Annotated in this window: 17 protein-coding genes; 3 read left to right on the forward strand and 14 right to left on the reverse strand. The window is 66.3% G+C overall.

Features of this window, described 5'->3' with window-relative positions; genetic code table 11:
- Nucleotides 1-153 precede the first annotated feature (153 nt).
- Entirely contained in the window at nt 154-873 is a 720-nt protein-coding gene (gene fnr, locus INR38_RS11980; RefSeq protein WP_034391808.1) for a fumarate/nitrate reduction transcriptional regulator Fnr, read from the forward strand.
- Nucleotides 874-954: 81 nt separating this feature from the next.
- Here the strand turns inward: fnr and INR38_RS11985 are convergent, their stop codons facing one another.
- The 9 genes from INR38_RS11985 to INR38_RS12025 form a co-directional block, all read right to left on the reverse strand.
- Nucleotides 955-1,242 carry a hypothetical protein gene (locus INR38_RS11985; protein WP_013803226.1) on the reverse strand — a complete coding sequence of 96 codons (288 nt, stop codon included), beginning with the start codon at nt 1,240-1,242 and terminating at the stop codon, nt 955-957.
- A 179-nt stretch (nt 1,243-1,421) separates the two neighbouring features.
- Nucleotides 1,422-1,736, reverse strand: a complete 315-nt coding sequence (locus INR38_RS11990) for a FixH family protein (protein ID WP_071954955.1) — start codon at nt 1,734-1,736, stop codon at nt 1,422-1,424.
- A gap of 57 nt (nt 1,737-1,793) precedes the next feature.
- Nucleotides 1,794-3,248: a cytochrome c oxidase accessory protein CcoG gene (gene ccoG / locus INR38_RS11995; protein WP_207443992.1), complete on the reverse strand. Its 1,455-nt coding sequence runs from the start codon at nt 3,246-3,248 to the stop codon at nt 1,794-1,796.
- A gap of 77 nt (nt 3,249-3,325) precedes the next feature.
- The gene (gene ccoP / locus INR38_RS12000) at nt 3,326-4,243 is read right to left on the reverse strand and encodes a cytochrome-c oxidase, cbb3-type subunit III (RefSeq protein WP_012204626.1); all 918 of its coding nucleotides are present in this window, start codon (nt 4,241-4,243) and stop codon (nt 3,326-3,328) included.
- 27 nt (nt 4,244-4,270) lie between these two features.
- The gene (locus tag INR38_RS12005) at nt 4,271-4,408 is read right to left on the reverse strand and encodes a cbb3-type cytochrome c oxidase subunit 3 (RefSeq protein WP_012204625.1); all 138 of its coding nucleotides are present in this window, start codon (nt 4,406-4,408) and stop codon (nt 4,271-4,273) included.
- A gap of 11 nt (nt 4,409-4,419) precedes the next feature.
- Nucleotides 4,420-5,052, reverse strand: a complete 633-nt coding sequence (ccoO, locus tag INR38_RS12010) for a cytochrome-c oxidase, cbb3-type subunit II (protein ID WP_012204624.1) — start codon at nt 5,050-5,052, stop codon at nt 4,420-4,422.
- A gap of 19 nt (nt 5,053-5,071) precedes the next feature.
- Nucleotides 5,072-6,508 (reverse strand): cytochrome-c oxidase, cbb3-type subunit I, encoded by a 1,437-nt coding sequence (gene ccoN, locus INR38_RS12015; RefSeq protein WP_012204623.1) that lies wholly within the window; start codon nt 6,506-6,508, stop codon nt 5,072-5,074.
- A gap of 63 nt (nt 6,509-6,571) precedes the next feature.
- Entirely contained in the window at nt 6,572-6,709 is a 138-nt protein-coding gene (gene ccoS, locus INR38_RS12020) for a cbb3-type cytochrome oxidase assembly protein CcoS (protein WP_013803228.1), read from the reverse strand.
- A 163-nt stretch (nt 6,710-6,872) separates the two neighbouring features.
- On the reverse strand, nt 6,873-9,308 hold the full coding sequence (locus INR38_RS12025) for a cation-translocating P-type ATPase (protein ID WP_063326628.1): 2,436 nt from the start codon (nt 9,306-9,308) through the stop codon (nt 6,873-6,875).
- Between the two features lie 116 nt (nt 9,309-9,424).
- On the opposite strand from INR38_RS12025, the gene INR38_RS12030 reads away from it, so the two are divergent.
- Entirely contained in the window at nt 9,425-9,868 is a 444-nt protein-coding gene (locus tag INR38_RS12030; protein WP_012204620.1) for a universal stress protein, read from the forward strand.
- A gap of 108 nt (nt 9,869-9,976) precedes the next feature.
- Here the strand turns inward: INR38_RS12030 and INR38_RS12035 are convergent, their stop codons facing one another.
- The 4 genes from INR38_RS12035 to INR38_RS12050 form a co-directional block, all read right to left on the reverse strand.
- The gene (locus tag INR38_RS12035) at nt 9,977-11,530 is read right to left on the reverse strand and encodes a malonyl-CoA synthase (RefSeq protein ID WP_207443990.1); all 1,554 of its coding nucleotides are present in this window, start codon (nt 11,528-11,530) and stop codon (nt 9,977-9,979) included.
- Nucleotides 11,531-11,573: 43 nt separating this feature from the next.
- Nucleotides 11,574-12,761, reverse strand: a complete 1,188-nt coding sequence (locus tag INR38_RS12040; RefSeq protein WP_043781451.1) for a CoA transferase — start codon at nt 12,759-12,761, stop codon at nt 11,574-11,576.
- 162 nt (nt 12,762-12,923) lie between these two features.
- Nucleotides 12,924-13,892, reverse strand: coding sequence for a tripartite tricarboxylate transporter substrate binding protein (locus tag INR38_RS12045; protein ID WP_047217627.1), 969 nt, complete (start codon nt 13,890-13,892; stop codon nt 12,924-12,926).
- 182 nt (nt 13,893-14,074) lie between these two features.
- Entirely contained in the window at nt 14,075-14,824 is a 750-nt protein-coding gene (locus INR38_RS12050) for an enoyl-CoA hydratase/isomerase family protein (protein ID WP_207443988.1), read from the reverse strand.
- A gap of 39 nt (nt 14,825-14,863) precedes the next feature.
- Between INR38_RS12050 and INR38_RS12055 the strand changes: the two genes are divergently transcribed.
- The gene (locus tag INR38_RS12055) at nt 14,864-15,580 is read left to right on the forward strand and encodes a GntR family transcriptional regulator (RefSeq protein ID WP_013803234.1); all 717 of its coding nucleotides are present in this window, start codon (nt 14,864-14,866) and stop codon (nt 15,578-15,580) included.
- A gap of 12 nt (nt 15,581-15,592) precedes the next feature.
- On the opposite strand, the gene INR38_RS12060 is transcribed toward INR38_RS12055, so the two are convergent.
- A complete protein-coding gene (locus INR38_RS12060) occupies nt 15,593-16,747 on the reverse strand; it encodes an esterase-like activity of phytase family protein (protein WP_207443986.1) in 1,155 nt (384 codons plus the stop codon).
- Between the last annotated feature and the right edge of the window lie 96 nt (nt 16,748-16,843).

Below are 16,843 nucleotides of genomic sequence, written 5' to 3' on the forward strand. Positions count from 1 at the left end.
CCTCTAATACCTCGACTGTGCCGCAGCACATCGGTCATGTCCTTGACTCATATCAAGAGTTGTTTGAGGGACTGCTGCGACAATTTGATCCAACTCATCGCAATCCACGAGGTCACCGCCGGCACGCTGTGTGCCGCTGATGTTTATCACTCCATGAACCTTCAGACCATCAAAGCCTCCTGCTCCAACTGCAACCTGCGCGAACTGTGCATGCCCATGGGCCTGGATGCCGAGCAGATGCAGCGCATCGACGACATCGTGGCCACGCGCCGCAAGGTCAAGCGCGGAGGCCTGCTGTTTCGCAACGGCGAGACATTCACCTCGCTGTACGCCATCCGCACCGGCTTCTTCAAGACCTGCGTGGCCACCGAGGACGGACGCGACCAGGTCACAGGCTTTCAGATGGCCGGCGAGATCATCGGCCTGGACGGCATCGTCAACGACCACCACACCTGCGATGCCGTCGCGCTGGAAGACGCCGAAGTCTGCGTCATGCCCTTCGACAAGCTGGAAGACCTGTCGCGCGAGGTCACGGCCCTGCAAAACCATGTGCACAAGGTCATGAGCCGCGAGATCGTGCGCGAGCACGGCGTGATGCTGCTGCTGGGCAGCATGCGCGCCGAGGAGCGCCTGGCCGCCTTCGTGCTCAACCTGGTGCAGCGCCTGCATGCACGGGGCTTTTCCAAGTCCGAACTGGTGCTGCGCATGACGCGCGAGGAAATCGGCAGCTACCTGGGCCTGAAGCTGGAGACGGTGAGCCGCACCTTCTCCAAGTTCGCGGACGACAACATCATCGAGGTGCGCCAGCGCCATCTGCGCATCCTGGACACGGAGGCGCTCAAGCGCATCGTCAACAGCCAGCAGTGCCAGTGAGGCTGCAAGGGCGGCAAGCATTCGTCCGCCAATGAACAAGGCCCGCGACAGCGGGCCTTGTTCATTGCGGCGGGCTCTCGATCAGTCCCGCCCCAGCCCCTGCATGGCCAGGTCCGGGTCGGGCTCGGAGACCACGCCGTCATTGAGATCGCGGGCCGAGCGGCCCAGCATGGTGGTCATCAGGCTGGAGAGCATGGTCACGCCCCAGAAGGCGAAGAAGGCCAGCGTGTAGATGCCCTGGCGCGACCAGCCCAGGTCGCCGAGCCAATGCAGCTCCAGCGGGTCCACAAAGGCAAAAACCAGCATCTCCATCACGGCGGCTGCCAGAAAGGCAGGCCAGGCAATCCACATCCAGCGTTGGGCCAACATCAGCGATCTCCTTGTGCTGTCGAGGGGTCGCCTTCATTGTGCGCCGCGCCAACGCATGGCGCCAAGCCCCGCAGCGCCCTGCACGCCTGTAGGAAACCCTCACCCGTCGCGCATGCCGGAGATGCGATCCGCCATGCAAAAAGGCCGCGACTGCGGCCTCTTGCAGGGGTGCACGGCGATCAGCGGTCGGTGGGGTGATCGTGCGCGGGCGTGGCCGCATGGTTGCGGCCGGTGACGGCGGGCGCCATGCTCTTGGGCACTTCGCGCACGCCATCGGCACGCTCGTTGATCGTGATGCCGTTGCGGTAGTAGTCGGGGTCGATCACGGGATCGGCGCCGTTGATGGCGATGATGGCCGTGATCACGGCAGCGACCACCACGGCCGCCGGGCCGGCCACCACCAGCCAGACATGGCCGAACCTCCACCAGGGCTTGCCGGCGTCGGGGTGCGAGGGAGCCTGCGCGGGCGCGGACACTGCGGGACTGGAAGACATGGGAAACCTCTTTCTTTCAGGCGGCAGGCGCGGACCGTGCCGCGCCTGCCAGGAACATCACCGGGGCACCAGGAAGACGGCCTTTTCGGACGCGCGTCCCGCGCCCGAATGCACGGCATCGATATCGAAGAATACGGTGTGCGAGCCCGGCTCGGCCGAACCGTAGGGAATCTGCAGGCGCGCCGCAATGCCGCGCGTCTCGGCCGGGCCGACCTCGACTTCCTGCTCGGACGCCAGCTCCAGCCCATCGAGGCCGTGGGCGCTGATGCGGTAGCGCTGGGCCTGCTCGGTGGCATTCATGATCTGCAGGCGGTAGACATTCTCCAGCTTGCCGCCCGCCACGATGCGCGACAGCGAGGCGCGGTCGCGGATCACGTCCACCTTGACCGACTGGCGCAACGCCAGGCTCACGATCATGACCACGCTCAAGCCGATCAGCACGGCCGAGTAGATCAGCACGCGCGGACGGAAGATGCGGCGCAGCACCTGGGCACGCCGCCACAGGCCGGCCATGGCGTTCTGCGTGGTCAGGCGGATCAGGCCGCGCGGGTACTCCATCTTGTCCATGATGGAATTGCAGGCGTCTATGCACAGGCCGCAGCCAATGCATTCGTATTGCAGACCGTTGCGGATGTCGATGCCCACGGGGCAGACCTGCACGCACATCTTGCAGTCGATGCAGTCGCCCAGGCCCTGGGCCTTGTAGTCCACCTTCTTGGTGCGCGGCGCACGCGGCTCGCCCCGGCCCGTGTCGTAGCTGACGATCATGGTGTCCCGGTCGAACATGGCGCTCTGAAAGCGCGCATAGGGGCACATGTACTTGCAGACCTGCTCGCGCATGTAGCCCGCGTTGCCATAGGTGGCAAAGCCGTAGAACAGCACCCAGAACATCTGCCAGCTGCCCTGCAGCGCCAGCAGCTCACCGCCCAGCTCGCGGATGGGCACGAAGTAGCCCACGAAGGTGAAGCCGGTCCACAGCGCAATGGCGATCCACAGCAACTGCTTGAGCGACTTCTTCCAGGCCTTCTCGAAGGTCCAGCCGTTCTTGTCCAGCCGCATGCGCGCGCTGCGGTCGCCTTCGACCTTGCGCTCCACCCACATGAAGATCTCGGTATAGACCGTCTGCGGGCACGAGAAGCCGCACCACAGGCGCCCGGCCACGGCCGTGAACAGGAACAATGCCAGCGCCGAGATGATCAGCAGGCCCGCCAGGTAGATGAAGTCCTGCGGGTACAGCACCAGCCCGAAGAGATAGAAGCGCCGCGTTCCGAGGTCGAACAGCACCATCTGGCGCTGGCCCCACTCCAGCCAGGGCAGGCCGTAGAAAACCAGTTGGGTGAGAAACACCAGGGCCCATCGCCAGCGTGCGAAGACACCGCTGATGGAGCGCGGGTAGACCTTCTTTTCCGACTCGAACATCGACACCAGCTCGCCCGGATCAGGCGTGGCCGGCGTGATCGGAATGACTTTGCGGGGAGGCTTCCCGGTGTCATCCCCGCTCTCGGGCTTCATGGTGGGTTCCTTTGTTTTTTTGAAATATCTGAAAACTCAAAACGCAAAAAGGCGGCGCCGCAGCGCCGCCCCTGTGCTTACTGACGGACTGCGCCGTCTTTGTGCGACATGCCCCAGACATAGGAAGCAAGCACCGCGATCTGCGCCTCGGTCAGCTTGTCCTTCTGGGCAGGCATCTCGTTGTGCTTGCCGTTGTTGATCATGGCCGTGATGGCGGCCTCGCCCCAGCCGTGCAGCCAGATGTCATCGGTCAGGTTGGGCGCGCCCAGGGCCTGGTTGCCCTTGCCGTCCATGCCGTGGCAGGCAGCGCAGGCCGTGAACTTGGACTTGCCCAGCGAGGCCTTGAGCGAGTCGTGCGGGCTGCCCGACAGGCTCAGCACATAGTGCGAGAGGTTGCGCACATCGTCGGGCGTGCCGACGGCAGCGGCCATGGGCGGCATGATGCCGATGCGGCCACCCGTGATGGTTTCCCTGATCTTCTCGGGCGTGCCGCCATGCAGCCAGTCGCCATCGGTCAGGTTGGGGAAGCTCTTGCCGCCGCGTGCATCCGAGCCGTGGCACTGTGCGCAGTTGTTCATGAACAGGCGCTCGCCGATGGCCATGGCCTGGGGATCCTTGGCCATGTCTTCGGTGCTCATGCTCGTGAACTTGGCGTACAGCGGCTCCAGGTCCGCGCGGGCCTTGGCCATCTCGTTTTCATAGGCGCCCAGCTGCGTCCAGCCCAGCTTGCCCGCGAACGAGCCCAGGCCCGGATAGGCCGCCAGGTAGGCGAAGCCGAACACCGAGGTGATGATGAACAGCCACATCCACCACTTGGGCATGGGGTTGTTCAGCTCGCGCAGGTCCTCGTCCCAGACGTGGCCCGTGGTGTTGTCGGCCGATGGGACCACCTTCTTGCGTGCGGTGAGATACAGCAGCAGCAGGCAGCCGATGATGCCGCCCAGCGTGATCGCCGTGACATAGATCGACCAGAAGTTGTTTACGAAATCGCTCATGGGAAGTTCTCGTTCTGGTGGAGGGACTCAGTCTTGCTCGAACGGCAGCTGGGCGGCCTCGTCGAAACGGGCCTGGTTGCGGCGGGCGAACGCCCACCACCAGATGCCGATGAAGCAGGCCAGCGAGGCCAGCGTGGCCACGATGCGCATGGTGGTGATGTCCATGTCGCTCTCCTTTACTTGACCGAACGGCCCAGGACCTGCAGGTAGGCGATGACGGCGTCCATTTCCGTCTTGCCCTTGACCTGCTCGGCAGCGCCGCTGATTTCCTCGTCGCTGTAGGGCACGCCTACCTTGCGCAGCGCGCTCATGTGCTGGGCGACCACGGTGTCATCCACCTTGTTCTTTTCCAGCCAGGTGTAGGCAGGCATGTTGGACTCGGGCACCACGTCGCGCGGGTTGTTCAGGTGGATGCGATGCCATTCGTCGCTGTACTTGCCGCCCACGCGGTGCAGGTCGGGACCCGTGCGCTTGGAACCCCACTGGAAGGGGTGGTCATAGACGAACTCGCCAGCCACCGAGTAGTGGCCGTAGCGCATGGTCTCGGCGCGGAAGGGGCGGATCATCTGCGAGTGGCAGTTGTAGCAGCCCTCGCGCAGATAGACGTCGCGGCCCATCAGCTGCAGCGGCGTGTAGGGCTTGAGGCCCGCCACCGCTTCCGTGGTCGACTTCTGGAAGAACAGCGGAACGATTTCCACCATGCCGCCGACGGCCACCACCAGCAGGGTCAGCACGATCAGCAGGAAATTGTTGGTTTCCACCTTCTCGTGGGAAAAGCTCTTGGGAGCGCTATTGTTGTGATCGGACATGAGTAATGCTCCTAGACGCTCAGGCGTGGGCCACGACGGCAGGCACGGCCACCTTCACCGAACGGCCCGAGATCGCGGTCTTCCAGGTGTTCCACAGCATGACCAGCATGCCGCCCAGGTACAGCAGGCCACCGGCCACGCGGATCACGTAGAACGGATAGCTGGCCTTGACGCTTTCGACGAAGGTGTAGGTCAGCGTGCCATCGGGATTGACGGCGCGCCACATCAGGCCCTGCATCACACCGGCGATCCACATCGCGGCGATGTACAGCACGATGCCGATGGTGGCCATCCAGAAGTGCAGTTCGATGGCGCCCACCGAGTGCATCTTGGTCTTGCCGAACAGGCGCGGGATCAGGTAGTACAGCGAGCCCATGGTGATCAGGCCCACCCAGCCCAGGGCGCCCGAGTGAACGTGGCCCACGGTCCAGTCCGTGTAGTGCGACAGCGCGTTGACGGTCTTGATGGACATCATCGGACCTTCGAACGTGGACATGCCGTAGAACGACAGCGACACGATCAGGAAGCGCAGGATAGGGTCGTCGCGCAGCTTGTGCCATGCGCCCGACAGCGTCATCACGCCGTTGATCATGCCGCCCCAGCTGGGAGCCAGCAGGATCAGCGAGAACACCATGCCCACGGACTGCGTCCAGTCGGGCAGCGCGGTGTAGTGCAGGTGGTGAGGACCCGCCCACATGTAGGTGAAGATCAGCGCCCAGAAGTGGACGATGGACAGGCGGTAGCTGTAGACCGGACGGCCAGCCTGCTTGGGGATGAAGTAATACATCATGCCCAGGAAGCCCGCGGTCAGGAAGAAGCCCACGGCGTTATGGCCGTACCACCACTGCACCATCGCGTCCTGCACGCCGGCGTAGGCCGAGTAGCTCTTCATCCAGCCGGCCGGAATGGCTGCGCTGTTGACGATGTGCAGCAGTGCCACGGCGATGATGAAGGCGCCGAAGAACCAGTTGGCCACGTAGATGTGACGGACCTTGCGGATGCCGATGGTTCCGAAGAACACGATGGCATACGAGACCCAGGTCACGGCGATCAGCAGGTCGATCGGCCACTCCAGCTCGGCGTACTCCTTGCCCTGGGTGTAGCCCAGGGGCAGGCTGATGGCGGCGGCGACGATGACGATCTGCCAGCCCCAGAACGTCAGGCTGGCCAGCTTGGGCATGAACAGCCGCGTCTGGCAGGTGCGCTGCACCACGTAGTAGCTGGTTGCGAACAGCGCCGATCCGCCAAAGGCAAAGATCACGGCGTTCGTGTGCAGCGGACGCAGGCGTCCGTAGCTCAGCCATGGAATGCCGAAGTTGAGTTCCGGCCAGGCCAGCTGCGAGGCGATCAACACCCCGACAGCCATGCCTACCACCCCCCAGACGACGGCCATGATAGAGAACTGCCTTACGACGGAATCGTCGTAATAGACAGCGTTTTTATTTGAACTATCCATCGTGCACCCCTTAGATTGCTATCAAAGTGTTACGTTCTTCGCTCCCGGGCGTGTTGACCCACGTCAATCGTCCCGAAGAATGCGCTCACCCTCTTGCTCCACACTCTCGAACTGCCCGCGATATACGGCCCACCACAGGGCCGCAAGGATGGCCAGCACCAGCACCACCGACAGCGGGATCAGCAAATACAAAATATCCATGGTCAGTTCCCCGTGGCGCTGACGCGCCACGCCTTGCCCCCAGAACGGGCGCGATCCAGCTCAGTGACACCGAGCAAGAGCCGCCTCGCGGCGAAGGTGTCGTTCCCCTCCCGCGAAGCGAGAGAGGGGGAAGCGGCGCAGCCGCTCAGGGGGTGTATTTCCATCAGAACCTCCCCACCGTTGCGGTGGAGCCCGTCTTTATCGCGACGGACGCTGCGGGCGCAGCAGGCGTGCCCGTGTGTTTCGTTGCAGCCAGTGGCAGGCTGCGCGCAAGGCGCGCGGCATTCATCACCACCAGCAGCGAACTCAGTGCCATTCCCAGTCCGGCCACCCAGGCAGGCATGAAGCCCGCCAGGGCCAGCGGAATCGACACCGCGTTGTAAGCGGCTGCCCAGGCCATGTTCTGGCGCACCACCTGCAGCGTGCGGCGCGACAACAGGCATGCCTGGAGTACCAGTTCCAGGCTGTCACCCAGAACAACGAAATCTGCGCGCGATTGTGCCAGGGGCACTGCTCTACCAAAAGCAAAAGAGACATGCGCTCCAGCTAAAACTGGGCCGTCGTTGAGGCCGTCGCCCACCATGGCCACGTGGTGGCCGGCAGCCTGCGCCTGCTGCAGGCGCTCCAGCTTGTCCTGCGGGCTGCAGCCGCCTTCGGCCTGGGTGATGCCCACGCGCGCCGCCATGGCGCGGGCCGCGTCCTCGCGGTCGCCGGACAGCAGCATCACCTGCACGCCATGCCGGTGCAGCGCCTGCACCACGGCGGCGGCCTCGGGCCGCACGTCCTCGCTGAGGACGAAGCGGGCCAGCGTGTGCCAGCCCTGCGAGGTCTCCTCGGCCAGCAGCACACCCTGCACGGGCTGCTCCCCGGCCAGGCCTGCGTGCAGGGCCGAGCCCAGCCGCAGATGGCGGCGCGCGCCGGGGCGCTGCACCCAGGCGTCCAGGCCCAGGCCGGCCATTTCCTGCATGGTGTCCAGCTTCCAGTCGGTGGCGGCATCGGCGCCGGCCTGCGCAATGGCGCGCGAGGCCGGGTGGATGGACTGGCGCGCCAGCAGCGCCGCCAGTGCCAGCACTTCGTCGGCGTCTTCGCCCGCAGCAGGCTCGAAGGACGACAGGGCCAGGCCATCGCGCGTGAGCGTGCCGGTCTTGTCGAACACCAGGGTGTCCACGGCGGCCAGCGCCTCCAGGCCCTGCAGGTTGCGCACCAGCACGCCGCTGCGCGCCAGCGTGCCGGCGGCAGTGAGCATGGCCACGGGCGTGGCCAGCGACAGCGCGCAGGGGCAGGTGACGATGAGCACGGCCACCGCCACCATCATGGCCTTGCCGGGATCGGTGGGCCACCACCAGATGGCGGCGCCCAGCGCAGCCAGCAGCACCACGACGAGAAAGGGCCGCGCCACCTTGTCGGCCAACTGGGCCAGGCGCGGCTTTTGCAGCGAGGCGCTTTCCATCAGGCCCACGATCTGGGCGAAGCGCGTATCGGCGCCCACGCCATCCACGCGCACATCGACCACGGCATCCAGGTTGTAGCTGCCGGCCGTGACGGTATCGCCCTCGGCACGCAGCACGGGCGTGGACTCGCCGGTGAGCAGGGCCTCGTCGGCATGGGTGCGGCCGCGCACGATGGTGCCGTCGGCCGGGAAGGCCTCGCCACTGAGCACGCGCACCCGGTCGCCCGCGCGCAGGCGGCGCGTGGCCACGCGCTCGAAATGGCCGGCTGCGTTCTCGCGCAGCACGGCATCGGGCAGGCGGTTCATCACCGCTTCCAGCGCGCCGGCCGTGCGGTCGCGCAGGCGCAGCTCCAGCCAGCGGCCGGACAGCAGGAAGAAGACGAACATGGTCAGCGAGTCGTAGAAGACTTCCTCGCCGAAGGGGCCCGAAGGATCGAAGGTGCCCAGCGAACTGATCACGAAGGTGATCAGCATGCCCAGGGCCACGGGCAGGTCCATGCTCACGCGGCGCTGGCGTATGTCGCGCAGCGCGCTGGAGAAGAAGGGGCCGCAGCAAAACAGCACCACTGGCAGCGAGATGACCCAGGAGGCCCAGCGCAGCAGCGTCTCCATCTCCTGCGACAGGTCGCCGGGGCGGGCCACGTAGGCGGGCCACGCATACATCATCACCTGCATCATGCAAAAGCCGGCCACCAGCCAGCGCCACAGCGCACGGCGGCTCTCAGCCTGGCGGCGCTCGCGCGCAAAGGCATCGCGTGCGGGAAGCGCCTGGTAGCCGGCGCGCCGCACGGCCTCCATCCACTCGGAGGGAAGCACCTGCGCGTGGCGCCAGGTGACACGGGCGCGGCGCGTGGCAGCACTGACTTCGGCCTTCTCCACTCCGGGCACGGCACGCAGCGCATCCTCGATGGTCAGGGCGCATGCGGCACAGTGCATGCCTTCCAGAACGACGTGCGAATCCCAGGCGGGAAAGTCGGTGGGTTCCTTGGAAGGGTCGGCGGGAGTTGCGGGGCCTGCGGGCCGTCCGAACGAACTCCACTCCTGCGGATCATCCAGCAGCCGGGCGGTGGCCTGCTGCGAGGGCGAGGGGCCTGAATCAAGCGCCGCCACTGCCGCCTCGCTGGATGGGGCTATCGTGGTGTGGGGCATGGTTCTTAGCGTAATCGGGCCGCATGATAAGCGTATTGACATTAATCAACCGTTAACTCATGGTTGGGTCTATGCTGACTTCATCCCATCCATCAGCACACACGAAAGGAGCACGCATGTACAACCGCATCCTGATCGCCACCGACGGTTCCGAGCTTTCCGACAAGGCCGTGGACAGCGGGCTGGGCCTTGCCGCGCTGTGCGGCGCCAGCGTCGTCGTCGTCCAGGTGGTGCAACACTATCCGCGCAGCTACTTCGAGGGCGGCGAGACCGTGGACCTCAAGCAGATCGAGCGCATCGAAGGCCAGTGGACTTCCAACGCGCAGACCGTGCTGGATGCCATCCATGCCAAGGGACAGGCTCTGAAGGTCAACGTGACCACCGAGATCGTCAAGTCCGACCTGGTCGCCGAAAGCGTGATCGACGTGGCCAAGCGCCGCGACTGCGATCTCATCGTCATGGCCTCGCACGGCCGCAAGGGCCTGCAGCGCCTGCTGCTGGGCAGCGAGACGCAGCATGTGCTCACGCACACCCATATCCCCGTGCTCGTCCTGCGTTGAAGGGTAGCGGCAGCCTCGGCGGCCGCCACACAAAAAAAGGCATCGGCGGCGCCGATGCCTTTTGCTTTTTCAATCAGGCCAGGGCGCAATCCGCACCCTGGCGCCAACTCAGGCGAACAGCTGCTTGTGCTCGTCGCGCAGCAGGTTCTTCTGCACCTTGCCCATGGTGTTGCGCGGCAGCTCCTGCACTACGAAGCAGCGCTTGGGAATCTTGAAATTGGCCAGCTGGCCCTTGAGCGCATCGACCACCGCCTGGGGCTCCAGGGCGGCACCGGGGCGCGGCACCACCACGGCCACGCCCACTTCGCCGAAGTCCGGGTGCGGCACGCCGACCAGGGCGCTTTCGGCCACGCCGGGCAGCTCGTTGATGAAGCCCTCGATCTCGGCCGGATAGACGTTGTAGCCGCCCGAGATGATCAGGTCCTTGCTGCGGCCCACGATGCTCACATAGCCCCGCTCGTCGAGCTTGCCCACGTCGCCCGTGCGGAACCAGCCATCGGCCGTGAACTCCTCGGCCGTCTTCTCGGGCATGCGCCAGTAGCCCTTGAACACATTGGGGCCACGCACCTGGATATTGCCGATCTCGCCCACGGGCATCTGCTGGCCTGCGTCGTCCACGATGCGCACGCCCACGCCGGGCAGCGCAAAGCCCACGGTGCCGGCGCGGCGCTCGGACTGGCCGCCGTTGTGCGCGTCGGCGCGGTAGGGATTGGAGGTCAGCATGATGGTCTCGCTCATGCCGTAGCGCTCCAGGATGACGTGGCCGGTGCGCTCCTGCCAGTCGCGGTGCGTCTCCACCAGCATGGGGGCCGAGCCCGAGATGAACAGCCGCATGTGGGCCGCCGCCTCGCGCGTGAGCCGCGCGTCCGCCAGCATGCGCACATAGAGCGTGGGCACGCCCATGAAGACGGTGGCGTCGCGCATGCGCGAGATCACCGTTCCGGGCTCGAACTTCGACAGCCAGATCATGGGGCTGCCATTGATCAGCGCGCCGTGGATGGCCACGAACAGGCCGTGCACATGGAAGATGGGCAGCGCGTGGATGAGCACGTCGCCGTCCTGCCAGCCCCAGTAGTCCTTGAGCGTCTCGGCGTTGGACAGCATGTTGCCGTGCGTGAGCATCGCCCCCTTGCTGCGGCCCGTGGTGCCGCTGGTGTAGAGGATGGCGGCGAGGTCGTCCTCGCCGCGCTCCACCACCTCATGCTCGTCGCCATGGTGGGCCGCGCGTTCCAGCAGCGTGCCGCTGCGGTCGTCGCCCAGGGTGTAGACATGGGCCACGCCCGAGGTGAAGGCGATCTTGGAGACCCAGCCGAAATTGCCTGGCGCGCAGACCACGACGGCGGGCTCGGCATTGCCCACGAAGTATTCGATCTCGGCGCTCTGGTAGGCCGTGTTCAGCGGCAGGAAGACATGGCCGCTGCGCAGCGTGGCCAGATAGAGCATCAGCGCCTCGACCGACTTTTCCACCTGCACGGCGATGCGGCTGGCGGGCGGCAGTTGCAGCGACTGCAGCAGGTTGGCCATGCGCGCGCTGCCACGGTCCAGGTCGGCCCAGCTGTAGAACAGGCTGGCGCCGTCCGCGCCTATGGCCTCTACGGCCGACTTCTGCAGATCCTGGGGAAAGGCGGCGCGCAAGGCAGCGAACAGATTGCGGTTGGTCATGGCTGTGAAGAAGAAGGAAGAGTCCGCGGGAAGCAGGGAAATCTCAGGCACGTTCATGGTTGGGCGAAGGCTGCGCCACGGACAGCTCGCGCAGGATGCGCTCGCGGTCCGCGTCCAGCGCGGGCGGCTGCCTGCGCACCAGGGGCTGATCGCACGCGGCCAGCAAGGGGTTGCCCGCCACGCGCAGCGTCTGGCCACCGGGGGCCTGCACCTGGGCCAGCATGCCGCGCTCGCGCACCTGGGGGTGCTCGACGACATCGGCCACGCTGTTGTACTCCCCCGCCGGGATGCCATTATCAGTGAGCAGGCGCAGCCAATGCGCCCTGGGACTGTCCCGCAGGCGCGCCTCCAGCGCGGCCTTGAGTTCGGCCTGGTGCTCGCAGCGCAGGGCATTGCCGGCAAAGCGCGCGTCCTCGGCCAGTTCGGGCAATTGCAGCAGGCTGCACAGCTTGCGGAACAGCGCATCGCTGCCCACGGCGATGACGAACCAGCCGTCCTGTGCCGCGAACACATCGAAGGGTGCCATGGACGGATGCCGCGTACCCATGGGCCCCGGCACGCTGCCCAGCGCACCGAGCCGCGCCACGGGGTTCTCCAGCAGGGCCACCTGGCAGTCGAGCATGGAGACATCGACACGTTCGCCCTGCCCCGTGCGGGCGCGGCGCATGAGCGCGGCCTGCGTGCCGATGACGGCATACAGCCCTGCGCCCAGGTCGCCGATGGACACGCCCACGCGGCAGGGCCCGGCGCCCGGGTGGCCGGTCACGCTCATCATTCCGCTCATGGCCTGCACCACCATGTCGTAGGCAGGAAAGCCGCTGTAGGGACCCGTCTGGCCGAAGCCAGAGACCGACGTCATCACCAGCCGGGGATGGCGCGCATGCAGGGTCTCCCAGCCATAGCCGAGCTTGTCCATGGTGCCGGGGCGGAAGTTCTCGACCAGCACATCGGCGCCTTGCAGCAGGCGCTCGAAGACCTCGCGGTCCTGCGGCTGCTTGAGGTCCAGCGCAATGGATTCCTTGTTGCGGTTCACCGACAGGAAATAGGCCGAGCCCCCGTCCACAAACGGCCCGATGCCGCGCGCATCGTCGCCCGTGCCGGGCTGCTCCACCTTGATCACGCGCGCGCCCAGGTCGGCCAGCATCTGCGTGCACATGGGGCCGGCCAGCACGCGCGTGAGGTCGATGACGGTAAGGCCTTCCAGCGGCAGGCCCGTGGCTTGTTCATTCATAGGGATTTCCATATCGTTATCTACTGCTTGATGCGACACCCACAACCTGTGGGACCGGCGGGGCCCAAGACCAGGACACCGAGGAAGGGCCGCTCCCGCACCGAGGGTGTCGTCCCCCCGCGAAGCGAGAGGGGGAAGGCGCGTGGCGCCTCAGGGGGTGTCTCACTGCAGCCCGGCGCCGGAACGCTGGGTCAGGGCCTTGGACTCCTGCCCTTCCTTGAGGGCCCAGGCACGGAATTCCTCAAGGGATGCCGAGGGCGCGGCCAGATTGCCCTGCTTGGCCAGCCTGGCCTTCACATCGGGGTCTTCCAGCGCCTTGGTGCTGGCATCGAACAGCTTCTTCGCCACGTCCTCGGGCAGACCCGCCGGGGCGAACAGGCCGAACCAGAACGTGTAGTCAAAACCCGGCACGCCGGACTCCTTCATGCCCGGCAGCTCGGGAAACAGCGGGGAGCGCTCGGCCGTGCTCACCGCCAGCATGCGCAGCTTGCCCGCCTGGGCCAGCGGCAGCACCGAGGGCGGCGTGCCGAAGGTCAGGTCCACATCGCCGGCGGCCACGGCCTGTATCGATGGCGCACCGCCCTTGAACGGCACATGCAGCATGCGCAGGCCACCGCTGGCGCCCGCGAACGACAGCGTGGCCAGGTGCGTGATCACGCCTGCGCCCGAGGAGGAATAGCTGAGCTTGTCGGGCTGGCTGCGCGCCAGCGCCACCAGATCGCCCACGCCCTGGCCCGGAAAATCCTTGCGCACGGCCAGCAGCATGGGGGCCGAACTCCAGCGCGTGATGCCCGTGAAGTTGCGCGCGCCGTCATAGCGAGCGCTCTTGTAGAGCAGCTGGTCCGAGCCATAGATATTGGCGCTGCCCAGCAGCAGCGTGTAGCCGTCGGGCGCTGCACGCGCCACATGCTCGGAGGCCAGCGTGGTGCCGGCGCCCGGGCGGTTGTCCACCAGCAGGGGCTGGCCCAGGATCTTGCCGACCTTGTCGGCCACGATGCGCGCCACCGCATCGGCGCCGCCGCCGGGCGGAAATCCCACGACCAGCGTGACGGGCCGGGCGGGATAGGACTGGGCCATCGCGCCACCGGCCAATCCGGCCAGCAGCAACGACAGTGCAAAACGCTTGAACATGGCTTGTCTCCTGTTTATTGATACCCCCTGAGTCGCTGCGCGCCTTCCCCCAAAGGGGGACGACACCCTCGGTGCGGGAGCGACCCTTCCTCGGTGTCCCCGAGTTGGGCCGCGCCGGTTCCGTGGGCTGTGGGCGGTAGGCAGCACCACGGGCAATCTGCGTGTATGCGGGTGGATGCGGTTCAGCGCCCCTTGAACTCCGGACTGCGTTTCTCGCGCCAGGCCCGGCCGCCTTCCTGCAGGTCTTCGGAGGCGATGCTGCGCTGCACCTCGCGCGTGATCTCGGCCACGTCATGGCGGCCACGCGCGATCAGGTTCAGGTGCTTTTTCATGCCGAACAGGGGGATGGGCGCCATGGCGGCCAGCGTGCCGGTGAGCTGCTCCACGGCCGCGGCGAAGGCGGCAGGATCGGCCAGATGGGTCAGGAATCCGCAGGCCTTCATCTCCGGGGCCTGGATGCGCTCGCAGGTCAGGAACAGCCGCTTGGCCGTGTCCAGGCCCAGGCGCGAGACATAGCGCTCCAGCCCGCCGGCGTAGAAATGCAGGCCCAGGCGCGCGGCCGGCATGAACATCTCGGCCGCCGTGCTGCCCACGCGAAAGTCGCAGGCCAGGGCCATGTCCGTGGCACCCCCGTAGACGCCGCCTTGGATGGCGGCCACGGTCACGGCGCGGCATTGCTCGATGGCGTCCACCATCTCGCCGAAGCTGCTGCCCTCGGTCTGGCTGCCCTGGATCTCTGATATATCATAACCACTGCAAAAGTACTTGCCTTCGCTGCGCAGCACCACCACGCGCACATCGTCGCGGTGGTTGATATGCTCCACATGCGCGACCAGCGTGCCCAGGTCTTCGGGGGCCAGCTTGTTGGCCGCTTCGGGACGCTGCAGCGTGATGGTGGCCAGGTGATCCTGGATGTCGAGTCTGGGTTTCATATGTATCAGTCAGTCAATCAGATATATTTGAATTAGAAAATGCTTCCAGCCAAGCAGCCATTGGAGAAAACCCCGGCCACGTCCAGCCTGCAGGAGCGTATACGGCAATCGCTGGAAGACGAGCTGCGCTCGGGCGCCATGCGGCCCGGCGACGCCATCGACGAGCCGGCCCTGTGCGAACGCTTCGGCGCCTCGCGCACCCCCGTGCGCGAGGCGCTGCTGCTGCTGGTGGCCAAGGGGCTGGTGGAGATCGTTCCGCGCTCGGGCATCTATGTGCGGCGGCTGGATGCGCGCGAGCTGGTGGCCATGATGGAAGGCCTGGCCGAGCTGGAAGGCGTGCTAGCGCGGCTGGCTGCCACGCGCATCCATGCGCAGCTGCGCGAGCGGCTGCAGGCGGCGCTGGCGCACACCGCCGCCTGCGCCCAGGCGCAGGATGCCGAAGGCTATGTGCAGGCCAACATGCAGCTGCACGAACTGATATACGAGGCCAGCGGCAACGACTTCATCGTGGAGCAGACGCGGCTGCTGCGGCTGCGCATCACGCCCTACCGGGGCCGCATGTTCGAGAAGCCCGGCCGGCTTGCGCGCTCGCAGCAGGAGCACGCCACCGTGGTGGCCGCCATCTGCGCAGGCCAGGCGGAGGTGGCCGCCGAGGCCATGCGCCAGCACATCTGCGCAGGCGGCAGCGCCTTCACCGACATGGTGCTGGGCGCGCCCGCGCAGGCGGGCTACGAGCGCCCGCGCAAGTCAAGGTAGCCCGAAGAGGGTTCAGGGCCGCACTTCAAAGGCCAGGAACTGCGTGACCTGGTTGTCCGCGAAGTTGTTGTCGGCCACCAGCACCAGGGTGCGGTTGCCGTTGGCCAGGCGCGGACCCCAGGAGATGCCTTCGATGTTGTCGAGCTTGACGCCCTGGTAGGTCACGGGCATTTCCAGCAGCAGCTCGCGCTTCATGGGCTTGTAGCTGGCGCCCAACAGGCTCTTGAAGCTGCGCACGTCGGTGGTGTCCGGCTCGATGGTGGCGCGCGTCAGGCGGATGGTGTTGCCCACGCCATCGGCAAAGGCGCGCTCGATGGCGATGAACTCGTTGTTGGAGACCGCCAGCAGCTCGGGCAGGCCGTTGTCCGGCGGAAAGCTGCCGCTGGCGGCCTTGTCCAGGGGAATCTTCGGCAATGCGTAGGCATACTGCGCCCCCGACTTGCCCGTGGCCGGATCGAGCTTGAGGACGCGGATGACGCTGCCCGCTGCCAGCGTGGTGAGGGGGCCGTCTTCCACCAGCGCATCCTCGTTGGCCGTGAACACGCTGCCGTCGGGCGTGACGGCCAGGGCCTCGAACAGCTTGTTGTTGCGCCCTCCGCTGGTGGTGTTGTCCACGTAGTTGAAGGCCGCAGGCGTCTCGAAGTCGCGCACGAAGCTGCCGTCGACCTTGATCTCGCGCACAAAGGGCTGGAACAGGCTGGCGGGGTCGGTGCTGAAGTTCCCCTCGCTGGACACGTAGAGGTTGCCGTTGGGCGCCACGCGGATGCCTTCGGGGTCCACGGTGCGGCGCGTGCCGGGCAGCGGCTGGCCGTCGCGGCCCTTGAGCGTGACCATCTTGCGGATGGTCACGGCCTGGATGGCCTTGTCATCGAACTGAATGCCCAGGTTGTAGAAGCGCGGCGTGCCACGCTCGCCGCCGCGCTCATCGGAGATGGCCCAGTAGCTGCCATCGGGCGCGCGGTCCAGGCCGGAGATGCCGCCGAACTCCACTCCGTCGAACAGTGTCTTGGTCTTGATGCTGTAGTCGCCGATCAGCCGCAGCGAGCCGATGGTCTCGGGGCCGTCGTCGCTGCCGCCGCAGCCTGCCAGGCCCGTGGCCGTGCCGAAAGCCAGGACCAGCGCGAGCAGCACGGATGCGGGCGAGCGGACCTTGTCTGCCTTGTTCATATTCCCTCCCAGGATGGATCTCAGAAGGGATGGACCGTAGCCAAGGCCCGTGACAGGGTGGTGACATGCACGCGCATGCCGCCGCCCTGCCCCTGC

The organism is Delftia sp. SD018, assembly GCF_017355445.1.
Classification (GTDB): Bacteria; Pseudomonadota; Gammaproteobacteria; order Burkholderiales; family Burkholderiaceae_C; genus Comamonas; species Comamonas acidovorans.

Coding starts and splice junctions, on each gene's coding strand:
- ccoS (WP_013803228.1), bottom strand. CDS start 6,709: ATGGATATTTTGTATTTGCTGATCCCGCTGTCGGTGGTGCTGGTGCTG.
- INR38_RS12045 (WP_047217627.1), bottom strand. CDS start 13,892: ATGTTCAAGCGTTTTGCACTGTCGTTGCTGCTGGCCGGATTGGCCGGT.
- INR38_RS12035 (WP_207443990.1), bottom strand. CDS start 11,530: ATGACCAACCGCAATCTGTTCGCTGCCTTGCGCGCCGCCTTTCCCCAG.
- ccoP (WP_012204626.1), bottom strand. CDS start 4,243: ATGAGCGATTTCGTAAACAACTTCTGGTCGATCTATGTCACGGCGATC.
- INR38_RS11985 (WP_013803226.1), bottom strand. CDS start 1,242: ATGTTGGCCCAACGCTGGATGTGGATTGCCTGGCCTGCCTTTCTGGCA.
- ccoO (WP_012204624.1), bottom strand. CDS start 5,052: ATGTCCGATCACAACAATAGCGCTCCCAAGAGCTTTTCCCACGAGAAG.
- INR38_RS12055 (WP_013803234.1), top strand. CDS start 14,864: ATGCTTCCAGCCAAGCAGCCATTGGAGAAAACCCCGGCCACGTCCAGC.
- INR38_RS12005 (WP_012204625.1), bottom strand. CDS start 4,408: ATGGACATCACCACCATGCGCATCGTGGCCACGCTGGCCTCGCTGGCC.
- fnr (WP_034391808.1), top strand. CDS start 154: ATGAACCTTCAGACCATCAAAGCCTCCTGCTCCAACTGCAACCTGCGC.
- INR38_RS12060 (WP_207443986.1), bottom strand. CDS start 16,747: ATGAACAAGGCAGACAAGGTCCGCTCGCCCGCATCCGTGCTGCTCGCG.
- INR38_RS12040 (WP_043781451.1), bottom strand. CDS start 12,761: ATGAATGAACAAGCCACGGGCCTGCCGCTGGAAGGCCTTACCGTCATC.
- INR38_RS12050 (WP_207443988.1), bottom strand. CDS start 14,824: ATGAAACCCAGACTCGACATCCAGGATCACCTGGCCACCATCACGCTG.
- INR38_RS11990 (WP_071954955.1), bottom strand. CDS start 1,736: ATGTCTTCCAGTCCCGCAGTGTCCGCGCCCGCGCAGGCTCCCTCGCAC.
- ccoG (WP_207443992.1), bottom strand. CDS start 3,248: ATGAAGCCCGAGAGCGGGGATGACACCGGGAAGCCTCCCCGCAAAGTC.
- ccoN (WP_012204623.1), bottom strand. CDS start 6,508: ATGGATAGTTCAAATAAAAACGCTGTCTATTACGACGATTCCGTCGTA.
- INR38_RS12025 (WP_063326628.1), bottom strand. CDS start 9,308: ATGCCCCACACCACGATAGCCCCATCCAGCGAGGCGGCAGTGGCGGCG.
- INR38_RS12030 (WP_012204620.1), top strand. CDS start 9,425: ATGTACAACCGCATCCTGATCGCCACCGACGGTTCCGAGCTTTCCGAC.